The sequence below is a fragment of the [Clostridium] hylemonae DSM 15053 genome, assembly GCF_008281175.1.
Lineage (GTDB): Bacteria > Bacillota > Clostridia > Lachnospirales > Lachnospiraceae > Extibacter > Extibacter hylemonae.
The window spans coordinates 3,127,459-3,141,707 of sequence record NZ_CP036524.1 but is presented as its reverse complement, the minus strand read 5'-3'; the positions used below and the strand labels follow the sequence as shown (position 1 = coordinate 3,141,707).

Sequence of the window (14,249 nt, the reverse complement as noted above, 5' to 3'; positions counted from 1 at the left end):
CGGCTCGGAGAGTATGAATTTTAGGCTGCCTTGTGTGTACATAATGCACAATAATAATTGTACATTATTTTTATTATGTTAAAATGTGAAAATTATATTGACATTATAACATAAGAGTGATATATATGTAATATAAAGTTATAAAATTATCGAAAATAATAACATAAAATAACAAAACGATAATTTTATGGACGCACACTAACAAAAGATAAAGGAGGAAAGAATTATGAAAAAAGGTTTCTGGCTGCATTTTTATGTCTGACGATGTGTCTCTCTCTGGCCGCATGTTCAAGCGGGGAGAAAGAGAAGAAAGGATCGGACAGCGGGGACAAGAAAGAAGAGTCTGTAAAGGTTGCATTTTCTATACCTGAGATGTTCTCCACATTCTGGGAGGCGTGCTGGTACGGATTTGAAAAACAGGCCAAAGAGTATGGATGGGAAGCAACGCTTCTGGATCCACAGGGTGACCTGGAACTTCAAATAAGCCAGCTGCAGAGCCAGGTTACAAAGGCGTTGACGCCATAGGCGTAGCTCCCATTGAAAATGAAGCTATCGGGCCTGCGCTTACGACTGTAAATGAGGCAGGTGTTCCTGTATTCTGTGTGGACAGACGGGGAGAGGGAGAAGTGGTATCCACATTAGAGACAGACAATGTAAAGGCAGGAGAGGCGATGGCAGAGCAGCTCGTGAAAGATTATGGAGAAGATGTAGACGTACTGATCATCCAAGGTGTTCTTTCTGATACTCCGACACTTGACCGGACACAAGGCGTAAAAAATGTCCTGGAAAAATATGAGAATATCACCATTGTCGGGGAGCCGTCAGCAGGAGAGTACACAATGAAGCCGCGTTGGCAACCACGAAAAATTTCCTGGAGACGAACCCGGATCTGGATGTTATCTTTACCTGTACAGATGCGTTAGTACCTGGAATCGTAGCAGCATTAAAAGAAGCCGGCAAGACAGGAAAGGTCGGGGAGGAGAACCATGTGGGAATCTATTCGGTAGACGGCGCAGGAGAGGTTCTTAAATTAATCGAAGACGGACGGTTGACGGAACTTTCTCACAATATCCGATCCAGTTTGGTATTGATACGGTGAAGTCCATGAAGACATATCTGGACGGCGGCAAGGTTGAAGAAAAGTCTATTACAATGGAGATGTTGTAACAGATGAAAATATTGATAAGCTGCATGATGATCTGTGGGGATTTATTATCGGATAACGGGCGGCTTTGATCGAATGAGACAATGAGGATATAAAGCTGTGGCAGAGTTGTCACAGCTTTATGTTTAAAGCAGTGAAAAAGGTGGTTGAACCGATGGGTGACATGATACTGGAAATGAATAATATAAAGAAAAGTTCTTTGATAACGTTGTCTTAAGCGGCGTTGATTTTCATTAAAAAGGGAGAGATACACGCGCTGGTAGGAGCCAATGGCCGGAAAAAGTACGCTGATCAAGATATTAAACGGTATCTACAGTCTGGATGGCGGGGACATCAGCATAGAAGGAAAAACTGTACAGATCAGGCAGCCAAGCGACGCGGAAAAGTACGGCATATCCTTTGTCCACCAGGAGCTGAATGTCTGTCTGGATCTAAATGTTGCGGAAAATATATTTGTAGGCAGCCTTCAAAAGGATAAGTTTGGTCTTTACGACGCCAAAAGACGATCCGCAAGGCGCAGGAATTGATCGACGATATGAAAATAAATATCAGCGCGAAAGATACGGTCCGCAGCTTACGTGCGGCTGAGAAACAGATCATAGAGATATTAAAGGCAATGACAACGAATGCAAAGATCATGGTACTGGATGAGCCGACTTCTTCCTGACAGAAAAGAAAAGGCGGTCTTCTTTCAGCTGATTTATAAGCTGAAAGAAAATGGAGTTTCTATTATTTTTATCTCACATTTTCTGGAAGATATTCTTCAGATGACGGATCGGGTGACCGTACTGAAAGACGGACATAATAACGGAGTGTTCCAGACAGCGCAGGTAGATAAAAATATCTTGATAGAAGCTATGATGGGCCGTTCCATAGTAAAGAGAAAGGAAACGGATGTAAAGAGAAAGGAGACGCATACAACAGCTTGAACTGAAGAATTTCACGAGTGAAAACAAATTTAAAAATATCAGCCTCACAGTCAAAGCGGGAGAGATCATGGGTGTATGCGGACTGCTTGGAGCCGGAAAATCGGAGCTTGCAAGGGCAGTATACGGACTGGACTCTTATGATAGTGGAGAACTCTATCTTTACGGAGAGGAGATCAGGAATCCATCTCCGGAAAAGATGATGGCAAAAGGAACGGCACTGATAACAGAAGACAGAAAACAGGAAGGCTTTTCACAGCTGCTATCAATTCGGGAGACGATCACACTCTCAAATCTTGGGTCATTCTGCAATAAAGCAGGTGTTATAAAAGAAACAGGAAGAAAGAAATTTGCAGAAGATATGGCCAAAAGGATGACAGTGAAGTGTGACTCAATAGAACAGAGAATATCTGAATTATCAGGCGGCAATCAGCAAAGGTCATTATCGGAAGATGTGTCGCAAGTATGCCCCGGCTGTTCATTCTGGATGAACCTACAAGAGGGTGGATGTATATGCAAAGATGGAGATATACAATATATTGACTGATATGGCAGATCAGGGTGTTGCCATTCTTATATTCTCATCTGAGCTGGAAGAATTGATAGAGGTGTGCGATACAATTACGATCTTAAAATCTGGCGAAGTGACAGGCAAAGTGGAACCACGGGAAATAAGTAAAATGAACTGTTTGCCATGATAAGCTGACATATAAGTAACAGCAGCGCGGGAGATAAAGGGCGTGTGTGCCCTTAAGACTGCGCTGGGAGAGGATGAGACAAATGAGTAGAATAAAAGATTTCTATAAGAAGATAGCGGAGCAGATCGTACTGTTTGCAATCATTATCGTCATTATTATAGCAATGGGTATAGCATCGCCGTATTTCCTGAGTGTCAGAAACGCCATGAATATCGTCCAGTATGTAAGTACATATGGCATTATAGCGATCGGGATGACGATGGTAATTCTGACAGGCGGAATCAACCTTTCCGTGGGAGGGACTTTGGCTGTCTGTCTACGTGGCGGCAAAGTGCATGCTGGCGGGTATTCCATGGCCGGCTGCCATACTCGTATGTTTGATTGTGGGCGGGATGGTAGGAGTTGTGAATGGTTTTGCGGTTGCGGGGCTTAAGATTCCACCTTTGATCGCTACGCTTGCGGTAGAACAGATCACCAGAGGTATCCACCTTGGACTTGCACAAGGAGCCGTTACACGGCTTTCCGGAACATTTTCTCAATATCGGGGCAGGAGAACTTCTCGGGATACCTATGGCAGTTATATGGACGATCGGATTGTTTCTGTTCTTTGGGTTCTTCCTTGCCAAGACAAAGACAGGAGACTTATCTATGCGGTAGGAGGTAATCCTGAGGCTACGAGGATCGCGGGCATTAATAATAAGAGACTGATCATGCTCGTCTATATATTTGCCGGACTTTTATGCAGTATAGCAGGGATCATTGTAGTCGGCCGTATGAACTCCGTCGCTGTATCTATTGCCCAGGGATCGATATGCAGGCGATCACCGCATGTGTTCTGGGGCGCCAGCGTAACGATAGGAGGAAAGGGAAAGGTATCGGGGACATTCCTTGGAATACTGATCATGGGACTCATACAGAATTCGTTAGATTTATTAAATGTATCTGCTTACTGGCAGACATTTATACAGGACTGATCCTACTGCTGGCGGTATCTTTGGATGCGGTAAGGACACTCCGGGCGTCAGGTACATATAAGAGAAAAGATAAAGAAAGGGAAGAGGCATGAAAGAAAATACAATGAAAGCGCTGAGGATGTATGCGCCATATGATTTCAGATACGAAGATGTTCCGGTTCCTGAGATATCGGACGATGAGATTCTGGTAAAGATCGATACGGCAGGAATATGTGCAGGAGATGTAAAGACGCTGCACGGGGATCAGGATATGGGGTACAGGTGAAGAAGACAGATACATTCAGGCACCCTGCATCGGCGGCCACGAGTTTTTTGGAGAGGTGGCTGAAAAGGGGCGGAGTAAAGGATGTAGAGATCGGTGACAGGGTGATCTCTGAACAGATCGTTCCCTGTAATGACTGTGAATACTGCAGGGCGGAAATTACTGGATGTGCCGCCAAAGTGATGTGTATGGCTTTAAAGATCACACACAAGGAGGATTTGCACAATATATGAAGTTCCATAAAATGGAAGAAACCATAAGATTCCGGAGCAGCTTACAAGAGAGCAGGCTGTGTTGATAGAGCCATATGCATGCAGTATGCACGCTGTTGAAAGAGGAAGATACGGCACAGTGACGTAGTTGTGATCTCGGGCTTAGGAGCCATTGGTCTTGGGATGGTAACGATTGCAAAGACACATGCGCCCAGACTTTTGATCGGATTGGATATGAGGAGAACAGACTTTTAAAAGCGAAAGAATTTGGCGCGGACATTGTTCTTAACCCTGCCCGGACGGATGTAGCAGAGGAGATCATGAAACTCACGCAAGGGTACGGCTGTGATGTATATATAGAAGCAGCAGGAAGCGAACAGAGTGTAGATCAGGGACTGAAGGCGATCCGAAATCTGGGCCGTTTTGTACAATTTGGAGTATTTAAAGAGAAAATATCAGCTGATTGGAATATCATCGGTGATACGAAAAGATCGATATCCTTGGCTCCCATCTCGGACCATATTGTTATGATGCGGTGATTCAGGGAATGCTTGACGGAAGTATTAAGACTGACGGAATCGTAACTCATACATTTGCCATGTCAGATTGGGATAAGGCGTTTGAGACGGCGGAAAAGTCGCCGGATGCCATAAAGGTAGCCATGCGGCCATAGGGAGGAGACAAAATGAAAGCATATGTGTTTTAGAACCAAACAATGCTCAGATCGCAGAACTTGAAAACCTGTACCGGGAGATGATGAGATATTGGTCAAAGTCGCTGCGTGTGGATTCTGTGGGACAGATATCCATACATATAAAGGGAACATGTGACAGAATACCCGGTTGTGCCGGGGCATGAATTTTCCGGTGTGGTTGAGGCTGTAGGAAATAAGGTGATCAATTTTACCCTGGGAGATCATGTAGTAGGGGATCCTAATATTTTCTGTGAAAACTGTGATTTTTGTAAGGCAAATAAACAGATACATTGTAAGAACATACAGGTAGTGGGAAATACGAGGACGGAGCATTTGCTGAATATATTACACTGCCGGAGCGGTGTGCTTTCCATATACCAAAGGATACAGATATGATCGCGATGTCTATGGCAGAACCATTAGCGTGTGTTATCAATGCGCATAATAAGGTTACGATCGGTATTGGGGCAAACGTACTTATTCTCGGGCGGGGACCATAGGGCTTCTGCATCTGATGATCGCCAGGCAGAGAGGAGCTGCCACAGTGACGATAGTGGACCTTAAGGAGAGTCAGCTGCGTACGGCCCTGGAGCTGGGAGCCTCTTATACTGTGCTGGCAGATAAAACCAGAATAAAAACTCAGGAAACAGCCCCGAATGGATTTGACGTTATTATAGAAGCTACAGGCGTTCCGAAAGTATGTGAGGCAGGAATTCCCTGCTCGCAGATACCGGCACAATTATTACATTTGGGGCTTACCCGGTTCACAGCAGGATCGAGATCGATCCACAGAGGTGTACTACAGAGATCTAAAGATCATCGGCTCTTATGCGCTTCAAAAGACGATGCAGCAGTCCATTGAGATGATCGGGGCGCAGAAAGTAGATCTCAGGCCGCTGGTTGGTGAAGTTATTACGCTCGATGAGATGCCGGAGGCATTCGGGCGGTTTATGGAAGGAAAAACAGAAAAAAAGACGATCGTTGCATTTGACTAAGCAGGAAAAGGACGTGGTATTTTGGCGATAGGAGGATTGGATATCGGAACGAGCAGCACGAAATTTGCTGTATTTAGAAATGACGGAAGCGTGATCTGTGAGAGCAAGAGAAAATATAAAGAATACGGACCGGCAGGATCAGGAGATCCATCCTCAGGAAGTCTGGAGCGCGGTGGTAGAAGTATTAGAGGAAGCCGCAGTCCTTTGTCCTGAACAGATAGATGGATTTGCCATAGCAGCTTGGAGAGTCATTTGTAGCTGTTGATGCGCATGACAGGGTGCTTAACGCTTCCATGGTTACGGGAGATAACCGGGGATCGGCGAGGGCAAAAGAATCGTCAGACAGTATGGACGAAAGGAATTGATTGAGCTTACCGGGGTCTGTCCCAGTGAGATGTATGCCCTCCCAAAGATGATCTGGACAAAGGAGCATACAGATATCTTTGAACAGACCCGGTTTCTGTTCATGTATGAGGACTATGTTGCATATATGCTGACAGGAGAGAGAAAGATCAGCTATTCCGGAGCATCGAGGAGTATGGCTTTTGATATCAGAAAGCAGGAGTGGTGTGAGGAACTGCTGGGACTGGCGGGACTCAATAAAGAGATGATGTCCGAACCGGTCCCTTCCGGGAGATCATCGGAAACATAAGAGCAGAGATATGTGCTTTGACAGGGCTGTCAGAGAAGACCGTTATAGTGGCCGGAGGGCATGACCAGATGTGTGCCGCGCTCGGAAATGGAGTGTTGGAATCCGCCATATGCGGTGATGGTATGGGAACGTGTGAGGTAATGGCAGTGCCGCTTGACGGGATCCATACAGATGAATGCATGATAAAAACGAACTGCCCTGTGTACCTTATCTGCACAAGGATTCTTATTTGACCTATCTTGTGATGACAAATTGTGGAAGCCTTATGAATTGGTACCGGGATTTCGTTATGAATGAAAAGTATGCGCTGTCGGATCGTATGGCGGATGATCGATTTTCACTGCTTGACGAGGGCGTTCCGGACGACCCTACAGGACTTCTGGTGATTCCGAACTTTGGTTCTTCCGGGAATCCTCACGTGGATTATGCGGCGAGAGGAACGATATGGGGACTTACTATTCACACAAGTCCCGGTGAGTTGTTTGGCGGCTTTAAGGAAGGGATGGCATACCATATGAAGCTCTGTTTTGAGGCGTTAGGCCAGATGGGAATTCATCCGGAATTGATCCGGGTATCCGGAGGAGGAGCTGCATCAGATGTAACACTCAGAATCCGCGCGGATGTATTCGGACTTCCGGTGTGCAGGATGGAGCACACAGAGGCCGGGGCAAAGGGGTGTATGTTACTTGCCGCTTCGGCACTGGGGATATACAAAATGAAAAGAAGCATTCCATAAAACATCCAGAATAGAGAAAACATTTTATCCGGATAAGGGCAGACATGAACAGTACATGACACTGTACGAAAAATACAGACAATTATATGAAACATTATATCAGTTCCACTTAAAGTAAGACAGCAATAGTAAAGGAGATTAAGACTATGATCGTTACACTACAGGATATGTTAAAGGATGCCGAAAATAAAACTACGCTGTAGCATGCATTAATGCTACTACTTATGAAGGGCTTCGGGGAATCATTGAGGCGGCAGAGGAATTAAATGCCCCTGTTATACTGGGGCATGCACAGGTACATGAAACAGTAGCTCCTATTGATGAGTTTGGTCCGCTGATCGTTCAGGAAGCTGTAAAAGCAAAAGTTCGGTCGTGGTCCATCTGGACCACGGTATGGATTATGAATATGCGATAAAGGCAGTGCGTGCCGGGTTTAATTCCATTATGTATGACTGCTCTGTTCTTTCACTGGAAAAAACATAGAGGAAGTGCGTCGTTTTACAAAACTTGCCCACAAAATGGGGGTAGCGGTAGAAGGTGAAGTAGGGTGTATGCCGAGTAATATTGTAGGACAGGGCGGCTGTACGGAATTCGGGAAGGAGATCATCAATATCAAAGACTATTATACAAAGCCGGAAGAAGCAAGACGTTTTGTCGAGGAAACAGGTGTGGACATGCTCACCGTTTCTTTGGAACAGTGCATGGCGTATTTGTAGACAAGCCGGAACTTGATATCCAGCTGCTAACTGATATACATAAGGAGACGGACGCATATCTCGTTATGCATGGCTCTTCAGGCGTAGACCAGGATCAGATGCTCGCGGCAGTAGACCATGGAGTAAGAAAGATCAACCATTATACGAGTGTGGGCACGGCTCCTGCAAGCCCTCTCATGGAGGCAGTACAGCGTGCTGAAGATCCGGTTTACTACCATGACCTTGCAAAGATGAGCAAGGATATTATCAAGGAGAAGTCAAAGGAGATCATTGCCCTGTTAAGAAGTCATATGAGATAAGATCCACAGGGATACAAGGATGCAGGTGAAAAGGAGAGTGATAATAATGAAAAGATCATAAATGACCCGCAAAAGGTAGTGGAAGAGATGCTGGAAGGCATTCAGGCTGCTAACCCGGATGTATGTTATATTGAGAATATGGGTGTTATAGCAAGGAGGACCAAGACGGGAAGAGTGGGAGTGGTATCCGGAGGCGGAAGCGGCCATGAGCCTATGCATGCAGGCTATGTAGGAGAAGGAATGCTTGATGCCGCTGTCTCGGGAAATGTATTCGCCTCCCGATCCGGAGAGAATATTGGCAGGTATAAAGGCGGCTGATTCAGGAAAAGGAGTGCTGCTTATCATAACAAATTATTCCGGTGACTGTATGAACTTCTCTATGGCGGCGGAACTGCAAATATGGAGGAATCAGCACTGCTTCGGTGATCGTCAGAGATGATGTGTCTGTCAAAGACAGTACGACATCTACAGGCCGGCGCAGGATCGCAGGTACAATATTGGTCCATAAGGTGGCAGGCTGCTGCGGCAGCAGGGCATTCCCTTGAGGAAGTAAGACGGCTGGCTCAGAAGGCGGCGGACAATGTCCGTACAATGGGAATGGCAATGTCATCCTGTACTATTCCTGCCATAGGCCGGCCTGGGTTTGAACTGGCGGACGATGAGGTCGAGCTTGGAATGGGAATTCACGGTGAACCAGGTGTTAAGCGGGTGAAGCTTATGTCCGCAAAAGAAACAGCCAGGGTATTGCTGTCCAGGATACTGAATGATCTGAAAGAAACAGGATCAGAATTTGCGCTGATGGTCAACGGCTCGGCGGAACCCCTTTGATGGAGCTGTATATTTTGAACCGGGAGGCACATATATTCCTGAAAAGCATGGGAGTTAAGATCCATGAAACCTTTGTCGGGAATTATATTACTTCTCTTGAGATGGCGGGCTGTTCCCTGACGCTTATGCGGCTTGATGAAGAGATGAAGCCGTTGCTAGAAGCACCCTGCGATACAATGGCATGGAAAAGGAGGGCATGATATGAAAGCGGTACTGGGCAAGGAGGACTATCTGGATTATTTTAGCCGTGTGTTAAAAAAGCTGGAGCAGGAAAAAGACTATGTGACAGAGTTAGATGCCGCCACCGGAGACGGAGACCATTGGGCAAACATGTATACCGGATTTAAGAAGCTTACGGATTCTGCCGAAGACTTGAGAAAAGAAAACTTAAGCGGGCTCATGAAAAGATGTGGAATGCTGCTGATGTCAGGTATCGGAGGATCATCAGGTGTACTGTACGGCGGGGCGTACATCAGCGTATCAAAGGCGCTTGAGGGGACGGAAGAAATCGACCTTGAGACTTTTACAATATATTAAAAGCTATGCTCGAATCCATTATGTCAAGAGGAGGGCCAGGCCGGGGCATAAAACTATGATCGATGCCCTAGACCCGGCAGTAAATGTACTTAGGAGACTCCTTGATGAGAATCAGCCGGAGTGTGAAGTGCTGGAAGCGGTAAAGAGGCTTCCAGAAAGGGGCTGACGCTACAAGATCCATGCGGGCGGTTTTGGCAGGGCGGTCTACCAGGCGGATAAAGGGAAGGACATTTAGACCCGGGTGCGGTCACAATGTATTATCAAATAGAAATATTGGCAGATATGTTTTGGAAAAGTTAAAATAGTAATTTAATCGATAAAGCCGCTGTAAAGAGACGGAAGTCCCAAAAGCGGCTTTGTTCTATTCGCCCTCGCCGGAGCACGGTTTTAACTGAAGGCTATGTCTGTCATAGACAGACATAAAATACTGCCACTTCCGGTACCACTCGAATCTGGCTGAAATATGAGTGGTTCCGATTCCGGTGTTAACATACAGTGTTGTATCCGGGTCTTCCTTCAGATGATACATTCCCCGCTGTATTTTGTGGAAAGCGCGGTCGTCTCTACGGCTTTTTCATTAACAGCCGGCAGAAAAGGAATATTTATCTGTCCGCCGTGACTATGCCCGCTTAAGACAAGATCATAATTATTATCCATATATTCATCTATAATGTCCGGCTCATGGGTCAGCAGTATACTGTAATCCGAATCGTCTGATCCGGCAGATACGGCATCAGAGGACGACCAAGCAGAGAATCATCCAGGCCGGTGAACAATATCTTTTTTTGATCGTTCAGCGTCACGGACAGATTTTCATTTTTCAGCAGGGTAAAACCGGCCTCCCGCATGACAGATTCGTATTGTCTGGATGCTCCGCCGCCGTAGTCGCGGTTGCCCCACACCGCGATCTTACCATGCGCTGCCTTTAATTCCTGTAAGGCGGCTGTTATATTTTCATCATCGCTGTATGCCGCGTAGTTATCGTACAGATCACCTGTAAACAGTATGATATCGGGATTCTGGCTGTTCACTTTATTTACTACTTTTTCCAGACGCTTACATGTAAAATCTTCTTTATGTGTAAGTCGGAAATTTGAATTATTTTTACCGGCGTTGAATCAGATTGTGTTTTATTTATGGTGTATTCATTGGTCTTCAGTCTGTAAGGTTCTATTTTGAACGCGTAAAATACGCAGCCGGCTGCAGACAGAATGAGGAGGAGCAGAACCAGGAATACATTTCTTAGTAATTTCATTTTATATATTTCTCCTTATCGCGGGTTTGCTATAATATGCCGCAGAGTAACAGCGGTTTTCTGCTGTCTGACTTAGTATAAGATAAAATTGTGACAATCATGTGACAAAATGGATCTGCTGTCTTAAACTTTTAATAAGTAAAGAAGATTTGCCGATAATTAAAATATATATTTTTATCCTTGCGTTTGTTGGAAATATATGCTATATTAATAATAGTTACTAATATTGAAATGATGAGGTGAAAAATGAAGCACGAATTTGCGGAAATCAGGATTCCCATAGAATCTGACAATCCAGCAGTGAGAAGAGAGGAAAGCCTGTGTATCAAATGCGGTCAGTGCAGGCAGGTGTGTGAGCGGGAAGTTGCCGTCGGCCGTCTTTATGATCTGAAAAGTACGAATGACACTGCCATATGTGTACATTGCGGTCAGTGCGCCAATGTCTGTCCGGTGGATTCGATCAAGGAAGTGTATGAGTACAGAAAGGTCAAAGAGGCAGTGGAGGATCCGGAGAAGATCGTTATTTTCAGTACGTCTCCGTCAGTGCGGGTCGGACTGGGGAAGAGTTCGGGTATCCGGCTGGGAGTTTTGTGGAAGGCAAGATGGTGGCTGCGCTTAGAAGTCTTGGAGCAGACTATGTGCTCGATACGAACTTTGCCGCAGACCTGACGATCATGGAAGAGGCGTCTGAACTTGTAGAGCGCGTTACGAAAAGACAAAACCGCTGCCGCAGTTTACAAGCTGCTGTCCGGCGTGGGTGAAATTTGCCGAGACATTTTACCCGGAGATTCTTCCACATATATCAAGTGCTAAGAGTCCTATCGGAATGCAGGGACCGACTATTAAGACGTATTTTGCGAAGCAGAATAATCTTGACGCGGCCAAGATCGTCAATGTGGCCGTGACTCCGTGTACAGCCAAGAAGTTTGAGATACGCAGGGCGAGAGGAACATATCAGCTGTAAGTAATGGGGCAGAAGATATGAGAGATATGGATCATGTCATCACGACGAGGGAGCTTGCAAGGTGGATGAGAGAAGAAGGCATAGACTTGAAAGATCTGCCGGATAGTTCCTACGATTCTTTGATGGGGCTGCATCGGGAGCTGGTGTTATATTTGGAAACACGGGCGGTGTCATGGAAGCAGCTGCCAGAACGGCCTATTACCTTATTACCGGGGAGAATCCTCCTGAGGATTATCTGAAGCTGGAACCGGTGCGCGGCATGGCGGGCATACGTAAGGCAGAAGTAGCCATTGCCGGAGTGCCGCTTAAACTGGCGGTTATACACGGTCTGGAAAATGCAAGACAGTTTATTGACTGCATGACCGGAGGGGAACAGACTTATGATTTTGTGGAGATCATGACCTGTCCGGGCGGATGCATCGGAGGAGGAGGCCAGCCGAAGACGGAGGTGCCCATGACCGATGCGGTCAGACAGGCGCGGATCATGGCGCTGTATGACAAAGATGCGTCTATGACCTTGCGGTACAGTCACGAGAACCCGGATATCAAAAAAAGTATATGAAGAATATTACATAAAGCCGTTAAGCGCGGTGGCAGAGAAACTCTGCACACACAGTATCACGACAGAAGCGCAGATCTGGGAACGGCAGGAATGAAAGAAAAGCCGCTGACGCCTTCTCCGTGGGAGACGGCGGGTGAGGCTGGGCAAAGACAGGAACAAGACAATTTGTCAGATGATACAACTAATAAAAAAGAGAAAGAAAAGGAGAACAAGACTATGGCAAAATTCAAATGTACAGTATGCGGTTATATCCACGAAGGAGACAATCCACCGGAAGTGTGTCCGATATGTAAGGTGGGAGCTGACAAATTTGTCAGACTGGAAGAAGAAAAGACAGGCGGCGGAAAATATGCAGGAACAAAGACGGAGAAGAATCTGATGGAAGCATTTGCCGGCGAATCACAGGCAAGAAACAAATACTCCTTCTTTGCGGAGATTGCAAGGCAGGAGGGAATGGAACAGACAGCGGCCATATTTACAGAGACCGCCGAGCAGGAGAGACAGCACGCTAAAATGTGGTTCAGCGAGTTCCACGGCCTGGGAGATACTGCGGAGAACCTACAGACTGCGGCAGACGGCGAGAACGAAGAATGGTCAGATATGTATAAACGAATGGCAAAAGAGGCAAGAGAAGAAGGATTTGAGGCACTGGCCGTGAAGTTTGACAATGTGGCCAAAGTCGAGGCTTCCCACGAAAACGTTACCTTAAGATCCTGGAGACATTGAAGGCAGAAAAACGTTTAAAGGTGATGCACCGCTTGATGGAAATGCCGCCAGTGCGGATTCATCTACGAAGGAGAGGAAGCCGGAGAGATGCCCGGCATGCGGATATTCAAGAGCATACTTTGAAAGAAAAGTAGAGAATTATTAAAGGGGATAGGCTGGGGACGGGGTTTTCAAAACCCCGTCCCCAACTCTTGCCGTGTCCCCTTTTGTATTCCTTTCTGTTGATAATGTGGATAAAAGAGATTATAATGGTCTCGTACTGTTAAAAATCAATGTAGGGAACATATAAGATTCCTGGAATTTATAAGAAATAAAGGAGCGATGCAAAGGATGCTTGAAGTAAAAACCTGACATTCAAAGTGGATGAAAATGGTGTGCAAAGAAGTATTGTCAAGGATATCAGTTTTCAGGTGGAAGACGGGGAAATGCTTGTGATCACGGCCTAACGGGGCGGGAAGTCCAGTCTTGCAAAGGTGCTGATGGGGATAGAGGATGCTGACGAAGGCCGGATCGTTCTGGACGGCGAGGATATCACAGATTATGATATCAACCACAGGGCAGAGGCTGGCATTGGTTTTGCGTTCCAGCAGCCGCCCAGATTCAAGGGCATGACAGTTGATAAATTATTATCACTGGCGGCCGGACGGTCTTTGACTGAGCCGGAGTGCTGCCGGATGCTGAGCAGTGTAGGGCTCTGTGCCAGGAGTATATCACGAGAGAAGTGGATGCTACTTTATCAGGCGGAGAGATGAAGAGGCTTGAGATAGCAACAGTCCTTGCCAGACCCCATAAGCTCTGTATTTTGATGAACCGGAGGCGGGGATCGACTTGTGGAGCTTCTCCATGCTTGTACAGCAGTTTGAACGGATCCATGAAAAGAAAGAACAGAGCCTGATTCTTATCTCACATCAGGAGAGAATCATTCAGATGGCGGACAGGATCATGGTGATCGAGAACGGCAAGATCGGAGCCATCGGCACACGGGATGAGATTCTTCCGAGTCTGCTGAGCGAGGACAGTGTGCATGTATGGACGGCCAATAAGAAGG

Annotated in this window: 30 protein-coding genes and 8 pseudogenes; 34 read left to right on the top strand and 4 right to left on the bottom strand. The window is 46.2% G+C overall.

Annotated elements, in window-relative coordinates:
- The first annotated feature begins 264 nt into the window (after positions 1–264).
- The 26 genes and pseudogenes from LAJLEIBI_RS14770 to LAJLEIBI_RS19275 all read left to right on the top strand — a co-directional run bounded on the left by LAJLEIBI_RS14770 (position 265) and on the right by LAJLEIBI_RS19275 (position 9,860).
- Positions 265–525, top strand: a complete 261-nt coding sequence (locus tag LAJLEIBI_RS14770) for a sugar ABC transporter substrate-binding protein (RefSeq protein ID WP_149301965.1) — start codon at positions 265–267, stop codon at positions 523–525.
- Positions 522–923, top strand: coding sequence for a sugar ABC transporter substrate-binding protein (locus LAJLEIBI_RS19890; RefSeq protein ID WP_149301964.1), 402 nt, complete (start codon positions 522–524; stop codon positions 921–923). The genes LAJLEIBI_RS14770 and LAJLEIBI_RS19890 overlap by 4 nt, the downstream gene beginning before the upstream one ends.
- The gene (locus tag LAJLEIBI_RS18810; protein ID WP_149301963.1) at positions 851–1,099 is read left to right on the top strand and encodes a substrate-binding domain-containing protein; all 249 of its coding nucleotides are present in this window, start codon (positions 851–853) and stop codon (positions 1,097–1,099) included. The genes LAJLEIBI_RS19890 and LAJLEIBI_RS18810 overlap by 73 nt, the downstream gene beginning before the upstream one ends.
- 335 nt (positions 1,100–1,434) lie before the next feature.
- Positions 1,435–1,692, top strand: coding sequence for an ATP-binding cassette domain-containing protein (locus LAJLEIBI_RS18805; RefSeq protein ID WP_149301962.1), 258 nt, complete (start codon positions 1,435–1,437; stop codon positions 1,690–1,692).
- Positions 1,693–1,700: 8 nt separating this feature from the next.
- Positions 1,701–1,832: an ATP-binding cassette domain-containing protein gene (locus tag LAJLEIBI_RS18800; protein WP_149301961.1), complete on the top strand. Its 132-nt coding sequence runs from the start codon at positions 1,701–1,703 to the stop codon at positions 1,830–1,832.
- Positions 1,813–2,094 (top strand): hypothetical protein, encoded by a 282-nt coding sequence (locus LAJLEIBI_RS14745; protein WP_149301960.1) that lies wholly within the window; start codon positions 1,813–1,815, stop codon positions 2,092–2,094. Before LAJLEIBI_RS18800 ends, LAJLEIBI_RS14745 begins: the two co-directional genes overlap by 20 nt.
- The gene (locus LAJLEIBI_RS14740; protein WP_330580839.1) at positions 2,081–2,638 is read left to right on the top strand and encodes an ATP-binding cassette domain-containing protein; all 558 of its coding nucleotides are present in this window, start codon (positions 2,081–2,083) and stop codon (positions 2,636–2,638) included. Before LAJLEIBI_RS14745 ends, LAJLEIBI_RS14740 begins: the two co-directional genes overlap by 14 nt.
- A 224-nt stretch (positions 2,639–2,862) precedes the next feature.
- Positions 2,863–3,222: a hypothetical protein gene (locus tag LAJLEIBI_RS14735; protein ID WP_149301958.1), complete on the top strand. Its 360-nt coding sequence runs from the start codon at positions 2,863–2,865 to the stop codon at positions 3,220–3,222.
- Complete coding sequence (locus tag LAJLEIBI_RS19320) at positions 3,125–3,763, top strand: ABC transporter permease subunit (protein ID WP_149301957.1); 639 nt, start codon at positions 3,125–3,127, stop codon at positions 3,761–3,763. The genes LAJLEIBI_RS14735 and LAJLEIBI_RS19320 overlap by 98 nt, the downstream gene beginning before the upstream one ends.
- Positions 3,764–3,851: 88 nt before the next feature.
- Positions 3,852–4,028: a hypothetical protein gene (locus tag LAJLEIBI_RS19315; protein ID WP_330580795.1), complete on the top strand. Its 177-nt coding sequence runs from the start codon at positions 3,852–3,854 to the stop codon at positions 4,026–4,028.
- The gene (locus LAJLEIBI_RS19310) at positions 4,025–4,258 is read left to right on the top strand and encodes an alcohol dehydrogenase catalytic domain-containing protein (RefSeq protein ID WP_330580794.1); all 234 of its coding nucleotides are present in this window, start codon (positions 4,025–4,027) and stop codon (positions 4,256–4,258) included. Before LAJLEIBI_RS19315 ends, LAJLEIBI_RS19310 begins: the two co-directional genes overlap by 4 nt.
- A gap of 206 nt (positions 4,259–4,464) precedes the next feature.
- Positions 4,465–4,776 carry a zinc-binding dehydrogenase gene (locus LAJLEIBI_RS19305; RefSeq protein ID WP_330580838.1) on the top strand — a complete coding sequence of 104 codons (312 nt, stop codon included), beginning with the start codon at positions 4,465–4,467 and terminating at the stop codon, positions 4,774–4,776.
- An 8-nt stretch (positions 4,777–4,784) separates the two neighbouring features.
- On the top strand, positions 4,785–4,910 hold the full coding sequence (locus LAJLEIBI_RS19300) for a hypothetical protein (RefSeq protein ID WP_330580793.1): 126 nt from the start codon (positions 4,785–4,787) through the stop codon (positions 4,908–4,910).
- An 85-nt stretch (positions 4,911–4,995) separates the two neighbouring features.
- Positions 4,996–5,067 (top strand): annotated as a pseudogene (locus LAJLEIBI_RS19885) (alcohol dehydrogenase catalytic domain-containing protein); the annotation flags it as partial.
- On the top strand, positions 5,064–5,327 hold the full coding sequence (locus LAJLEIBI_RS19880) for an alcohol dehydrogenase catalytic domain-containing protein (RefSeq protein WP_149301956.1): 264 nt from the start codon (positions 5,064–5,066) through the stop codon (positions 5,325–5,327). The pseudogene LAJLEIBI_RS19885 and the gene LAJLEIBI_RS19880, both read left to right, overlap by 4 nt.
- Before the next feature lie 118 nt (positions 5,328–5,445).
- Complete coding sequence (locus LAJLEIBI_RS19875; RefSeq protein WP_149301955.1) at positions 5,446–5,793, top strand: zinc-binding dehydrogenase; 348 nt, start codon at positions 5,446–5,448, stop codon at positions 5,791–5,793.
- Complete coding sequence (locus LAJLEIBI_RS14705; RefSeq protein ID WP_149301954.1) at positions 5,726–5,926, top strand: hypothetical protein; 201 nt, start codon at positions 5,726–5,728, stop codon at positions 5,924–5,926. Before LAJLEIBI_RS19875 ends, LAJLEIBI_RS14705 begins: the two co-directional genes overlap by 68 nt.
- 97 nt (positions 5,927–6,023) lie before the next feature.
- Positions 6,024–6,191, top strand: coding sequence for a hypothetical protein (locus tag LAJLEIBI_RS18165; RefSeq protein ID WP_170254083.1), 168 nt, complete (start codon positions 6,024–6,026; stop codon positions 6,189–6,191).
- A 51-nt stretch (positions 6,192–6,242) separates the two neighbouring features.
- Positions 6,243–6,578 (top strand): FGGY family carbohydrate kinase, encoded by a 336-nt coding sequence (locus LAJLEIBI_RS14700; protein WP_149301953.1) that lies wholly within the window; start codon positions 6,243–6,245, stop codon positions 6,576–6,578.
- A gap of 17 nt (positions 6,579–6,595) precedes the next feature.
- The gene (locus LAJLEIBI_RS18160) at positions 6,596–6,811 is read left to right on the top strand and encodes a hypothetical protein (RefSeq protein WP_170254081.1); all 216 of its coding nucleotides are present in this window, start codon (positions 6,596–6,598) and stop codon (positions 6,809–6,811) included.
- A complete protein-coding gene (locus LAJLEIBI_RS14695; protein ID WP_149301952.1) occupies positions 6,754–7,314 on the top strand; it encodes an FGGY-family carbohydrate kinase in 561 nt (186 codons plus the stop codon). The genes LAJLEIBI_RS18160 and LAJLEIBI_RS14695 overlap by 58 nt, the downstream gene beginning before the upstream one ends.
- Positions 7,315–7,516: 202 nt before the next feature.
- A pseudogene (locus tag LAJLEIBI_RS19950) lies at positions 7,517–7,729 on the top strand (hypothetical protein); the annotation flags it as partial.
- A pseudogene (locus tag LAJLEIBI_RS19870) lies at positions 7,708–8,329 on the top strand (class II fructose-bisphosphate aldolase). The pseudogenes LAJLEIBI_RS19950 and LAJLEIBI_RS19870, both read left to right, overlap by 22 nt.
- An 87-nt stretch (positions 8,330–8,416) precedes the next feature.
- A pseudogene (locus tag LAJLEIBI_RS19685) lies at positions 8,417–9,357 on the top strand (dihydroxyacetone kinase subunit DhaK).
- A 1-nt stretch (position 9,358) separates the two neighbouring features.
- Positions 9,359–9,694 (top strand): DAK2 domain-containing protein, encoded by a 336-nt coding sequence (locus LAJLEIBI_RS14665; protein ID WP_149301948.1) that lies wholly within the window; start codon positions 9,359–9,361, stop codon positions 9,692–9,694.
- On the top strand, positions 9,606–9,860 hold the full coding sequence (locus LAJLEIBI_RS19275) for a DAK2 domain-containing protein (protein WP_149301947.1): 255 nt from the start codon (positions 9,606–9,608) through the stop codon (positions 9,858–9,860). The genes LAJLEIBI_RS14665 and LAJLEIBI_RS19275 overlap by 89 nt, the downstream gene beginning before the upstream one ends.
- A gap of 195 nt (positions 9,861–10,055) precedes the next feature.
- On the opposite strand, the gene LAJLEIBI_RS18550 is transcribed toward LAJLEIBI_RS19275, so the two are convergent.
- From LAJLEIBI_RS18550 to LAJLEIBI_RS18535, 4 genes are read right to left on the bottom strand one after another with little or no spacing between them, the layout of a single operon-like run.
- A complete protein-coding gene (locus LAJLEIBI_RS18550) occupies positions 10,056–10,223 on the bottom strand; it encodes a hypothetical protein (protein ID WP_243133330.1) in 168 nt (55 codons plus the stop codon).
- Positions 10,211–10,351 carry a hypothetical protein gene (locus LAJLEIBI_RS18545; protein WP_243133329.1) on the bottom strand — a complete coding sequence of 47 codons (141 nt, stop codon included), beginning with the start codon at positions 10,349–10,351 and terminating at the stop codon, positions 10,211–10,213. Before LAJLEIBI_RS18545 ends, LAJLEIBI_RS18550 begins: the two co-directional genes overlap by 13 nt.
- A gap of 29 nt (positions 10,352–10,380) precedes the next feature.
- Positions 10,381–10,725 carry a metallophosphoesterase gene (locus tag LAJLEIBI_RS18540; protein WP_243133328.1) on the bottom strand — a complete coding sequence of 115 codons (345 nt, stop codon included), beginning with the start codon at positions 10,723–10,725 and terminating at the stop codon, positions 10,381–10,383.
- An 8-nt stretch (positions 10,726–10,733) separates the two neighbouring features.
- Positions 10,734–10,949 carry a hypothetical protein gene (locus LAJLEIBI_RS18535; RefSeq protein ID WP_243133327.1) on the bottom strand — a complete coding sequence of 72 codons (216 nt, stop codon included), beginning with the start codon at positions 10,947–10,949 and terminating at the stop codon, positions 10,734–10,736.
- 246 nt (positions 10,950–11,195) lie between these two features.
- Here LAJLEIBI_RS18535 and LAJLEIBI_RS18530 point away from each other — a divergent pair, with 246 nt between their 5' ends.
- The 8 genes and pseudogenes from LAJLEIBI_RS18530 to LAJLEIBI_RS19675 all read left to right on the top strand — a co-directional run.
- Positions 11,196–11,618 carry a 4Fe-4S binding protein gene (locus tag LAJLEIBI_RS18530; protein WP_243133350.1) on the top strand — a complete coding sequence of 141 codons (423 nt, stop codon included), beginning with the start codon at positions 11,196–11,198 and terminating at the stop codon, positions 11,616–11,618.
- Positions 11,540–11,710 carry a [Fe-Fe] hydrogenase large subunit C-terminal domain-containing protein gene (locus LAJLEIBI_RS19680; protein ID WP_334296343.1) on the top strand — a complete coding sequence of 57 codons (171 nt, stop codon included), beginning with the start codon at positions 11,540–11,542 and terminating at the stop codon, positions 11,708–11,710. The genes LAJLEIBI_RS18530 and LAJLEIBI_RS19680 overlap by 79 nt, the downstream gene beginning before the upstream one ends.
- Positions 11,707–11,913, top strand: a complete 207-nt coding sequence (locus LAJLEIBI_RS18520; protein ID WP_243133326.1) for a [Fe-Fe] hydrogenase large subunit C-terminal domain-containing protein — start codon at positions 11,707–11,709, stop codon at positions 11,911–11,913. The genes LAJLEIBI_RS19680 and LAJLEIBI_RS18520 overlap by 4 nt, the downstream gene beginning before the upstream one ends.
- 17 nt (positions 11,914–11,930) lie before the next feature.
- Positions 11,931–12,283: pseudogene (locus LAJLEIBI_RS19270) on the top strand ([Fe-Fe] hydrogenase large subunit C-terminal domain-containing protein); the annotation flags it as partial.
- Positions 12,272–12,475 (top strand): iron hydrogenase small subunit, encoded by a 204-nt coding sequence (locus LAJLEIBI_RS19265; protein WP_330580837.1) that lies wholly within the window; start codon positions 12,272–12,274, stop codon positions 12,473–12,475. The pseudogene LAJLEIBI_RS19270 and the gene LAJLEIBI_RS19265, both read left to right, overlap by 12 nt.
- Positions 12,476–12,565: 90 nt before the next feature.
- Positions 12,566–12,748, top strand: a pseudogene (locus tag LAJLEIBI_RS19865) (rubredoxin-like domain-containing protein); the annotation flags it as partial.
- A gap of 105 nt (positions 12,749–12,853) precedes the next feature.
- Positions 12,854–13,346, top strand: a pseudogene (locus LAJLEIBI_RS18250) (rubrerythrin family protein).
- A gap of 202 nt (positions 13,347–13,548) precedes the next feature.
- A pseudogene (locus LAJLEIBI_RS19675) lies at positions 13,549–14,215 on the top strand (ATP-binding cassette domain-containing protein); the annotation flags it as partial.
- Between the last annotated feature and the right edge of the window lie 34 nt (positions 14,216–14,249).

Bases quoted from the DNA above. Each gene is read 5' to 3' on its own strand.
- LAJLEIBI_RS14770 (WP_149301965.1), top strand. From the start codon at position 265: ATGTGTCTCTCTCTGGCCGCATGTTCAAGCGGGGAGAAAGAGAAGAAA.
- LAJLEIBI_RS18805 (WP_149301962.1), top strand. From the start codon at position 1,435: ATGGCCGGAAAAAGTACGCTGATCAAGATATTAAACGGTATCTACAGT.
- LAJLEIBI_RS18800 (WP_149301961.1), top strand. From the start codon at position 1,701: ATGAAAATAAATATCAGCGCGAAAGATACGGTCCGCAGCTTACGTGCG.
- LAJLEIBI_RS14745 (WP_149301960.1), top strand. From the start codon at position 1,813: ATGAGCCGACTTCTTCCTGACAGAAAAGAAAAGGCGGTCTTCTTTCAG.
- LAJLEIBI_RS14735 (WP_149301958.1), top strand. From the start codon at position 2,863: ATGAGACAAATGAGTAGAATAAAAGATTTCTATAAGAAGATAGCGGAG.
- LAJLEIBI_RS19320 (WP_149301957.1), top strand. From the start codon at position 3,125: ATGCTGGCGGGTATTCCATGGCCGGCTGCCATACTCGTATGTTTGATT.
- LAJLEIBI_RS19315 (WP_330580795.1), top strand. From the start codon at position 3,852: ATGAAAGAAAATACAATGAAAGCGCTGAGGATGTATGCGCCATATGAT.
- LAJLEIBI_RS19300 (WP_330580793.1), top strand. From the start codon at position 4,785: ATGCTTGACGGAAGTATTAAGACTGACGGAATCGTAACTCATACATTT.
- LAJLEIBI_RS19875 (WP_149301955.1), top strand. From the start codon at position 5,446: ATGATCGCCAGGCAGAGAGGAGCTGCCACAGTGACGATAGTGGACCTT.
- LAJLEIBI_RS14695 (WP_149301952.1), top strand. From the start codon at position 6,754: ATGCATGATAAAAACGAACTGCCCTGTGTACCTTATCTGCACAAGGAT.
- LAJLEIBI_RS14665 (WP_149301948.1), top strand. From the start codon at position 9,359: ATGAAAGCGGTACTGGGCAAGGAGGACTATCTGGATTATTTTAGCCGT.
- LAJLEIBI_RS18550 (WP_243133330.1), bottom strand. From the start codon at position 10,223: ATGTATCATCTGAAGGAAGACCCGGATACAACACTGTATGTTAACACC.
- LAJLEIBI_RS18545 (WP_243133329.1), bottom strand. From the start codon at position 10,351: ATGGATAATAATTATGATCTTGTCTTAAGCGGGCATAGTCACGGCGGA.
- LAJLEIBI_RS18535 (WP_243133327.1), bottom strand. From the start codon at position 10,949: ATGAAATTACTAAGAAATGTATTCCTGGTTCTGCTCCTCCTCATTCTG.
- LAJLEIBI_RS18530 (WP_243133350.1), top strand. From the start codon at position 11,196: ATGAAGCACGAATTTGCGGAAATCAGGATTCCCATAGAATCTGACAAT.
- LAJLEIBI_RS19265 (WP_330580837.1), top strand. From the start codon at position 12,272: ATGACCGGAGGGGAACAGACTTATGATTTTGTGGAGATCATGACCTGT.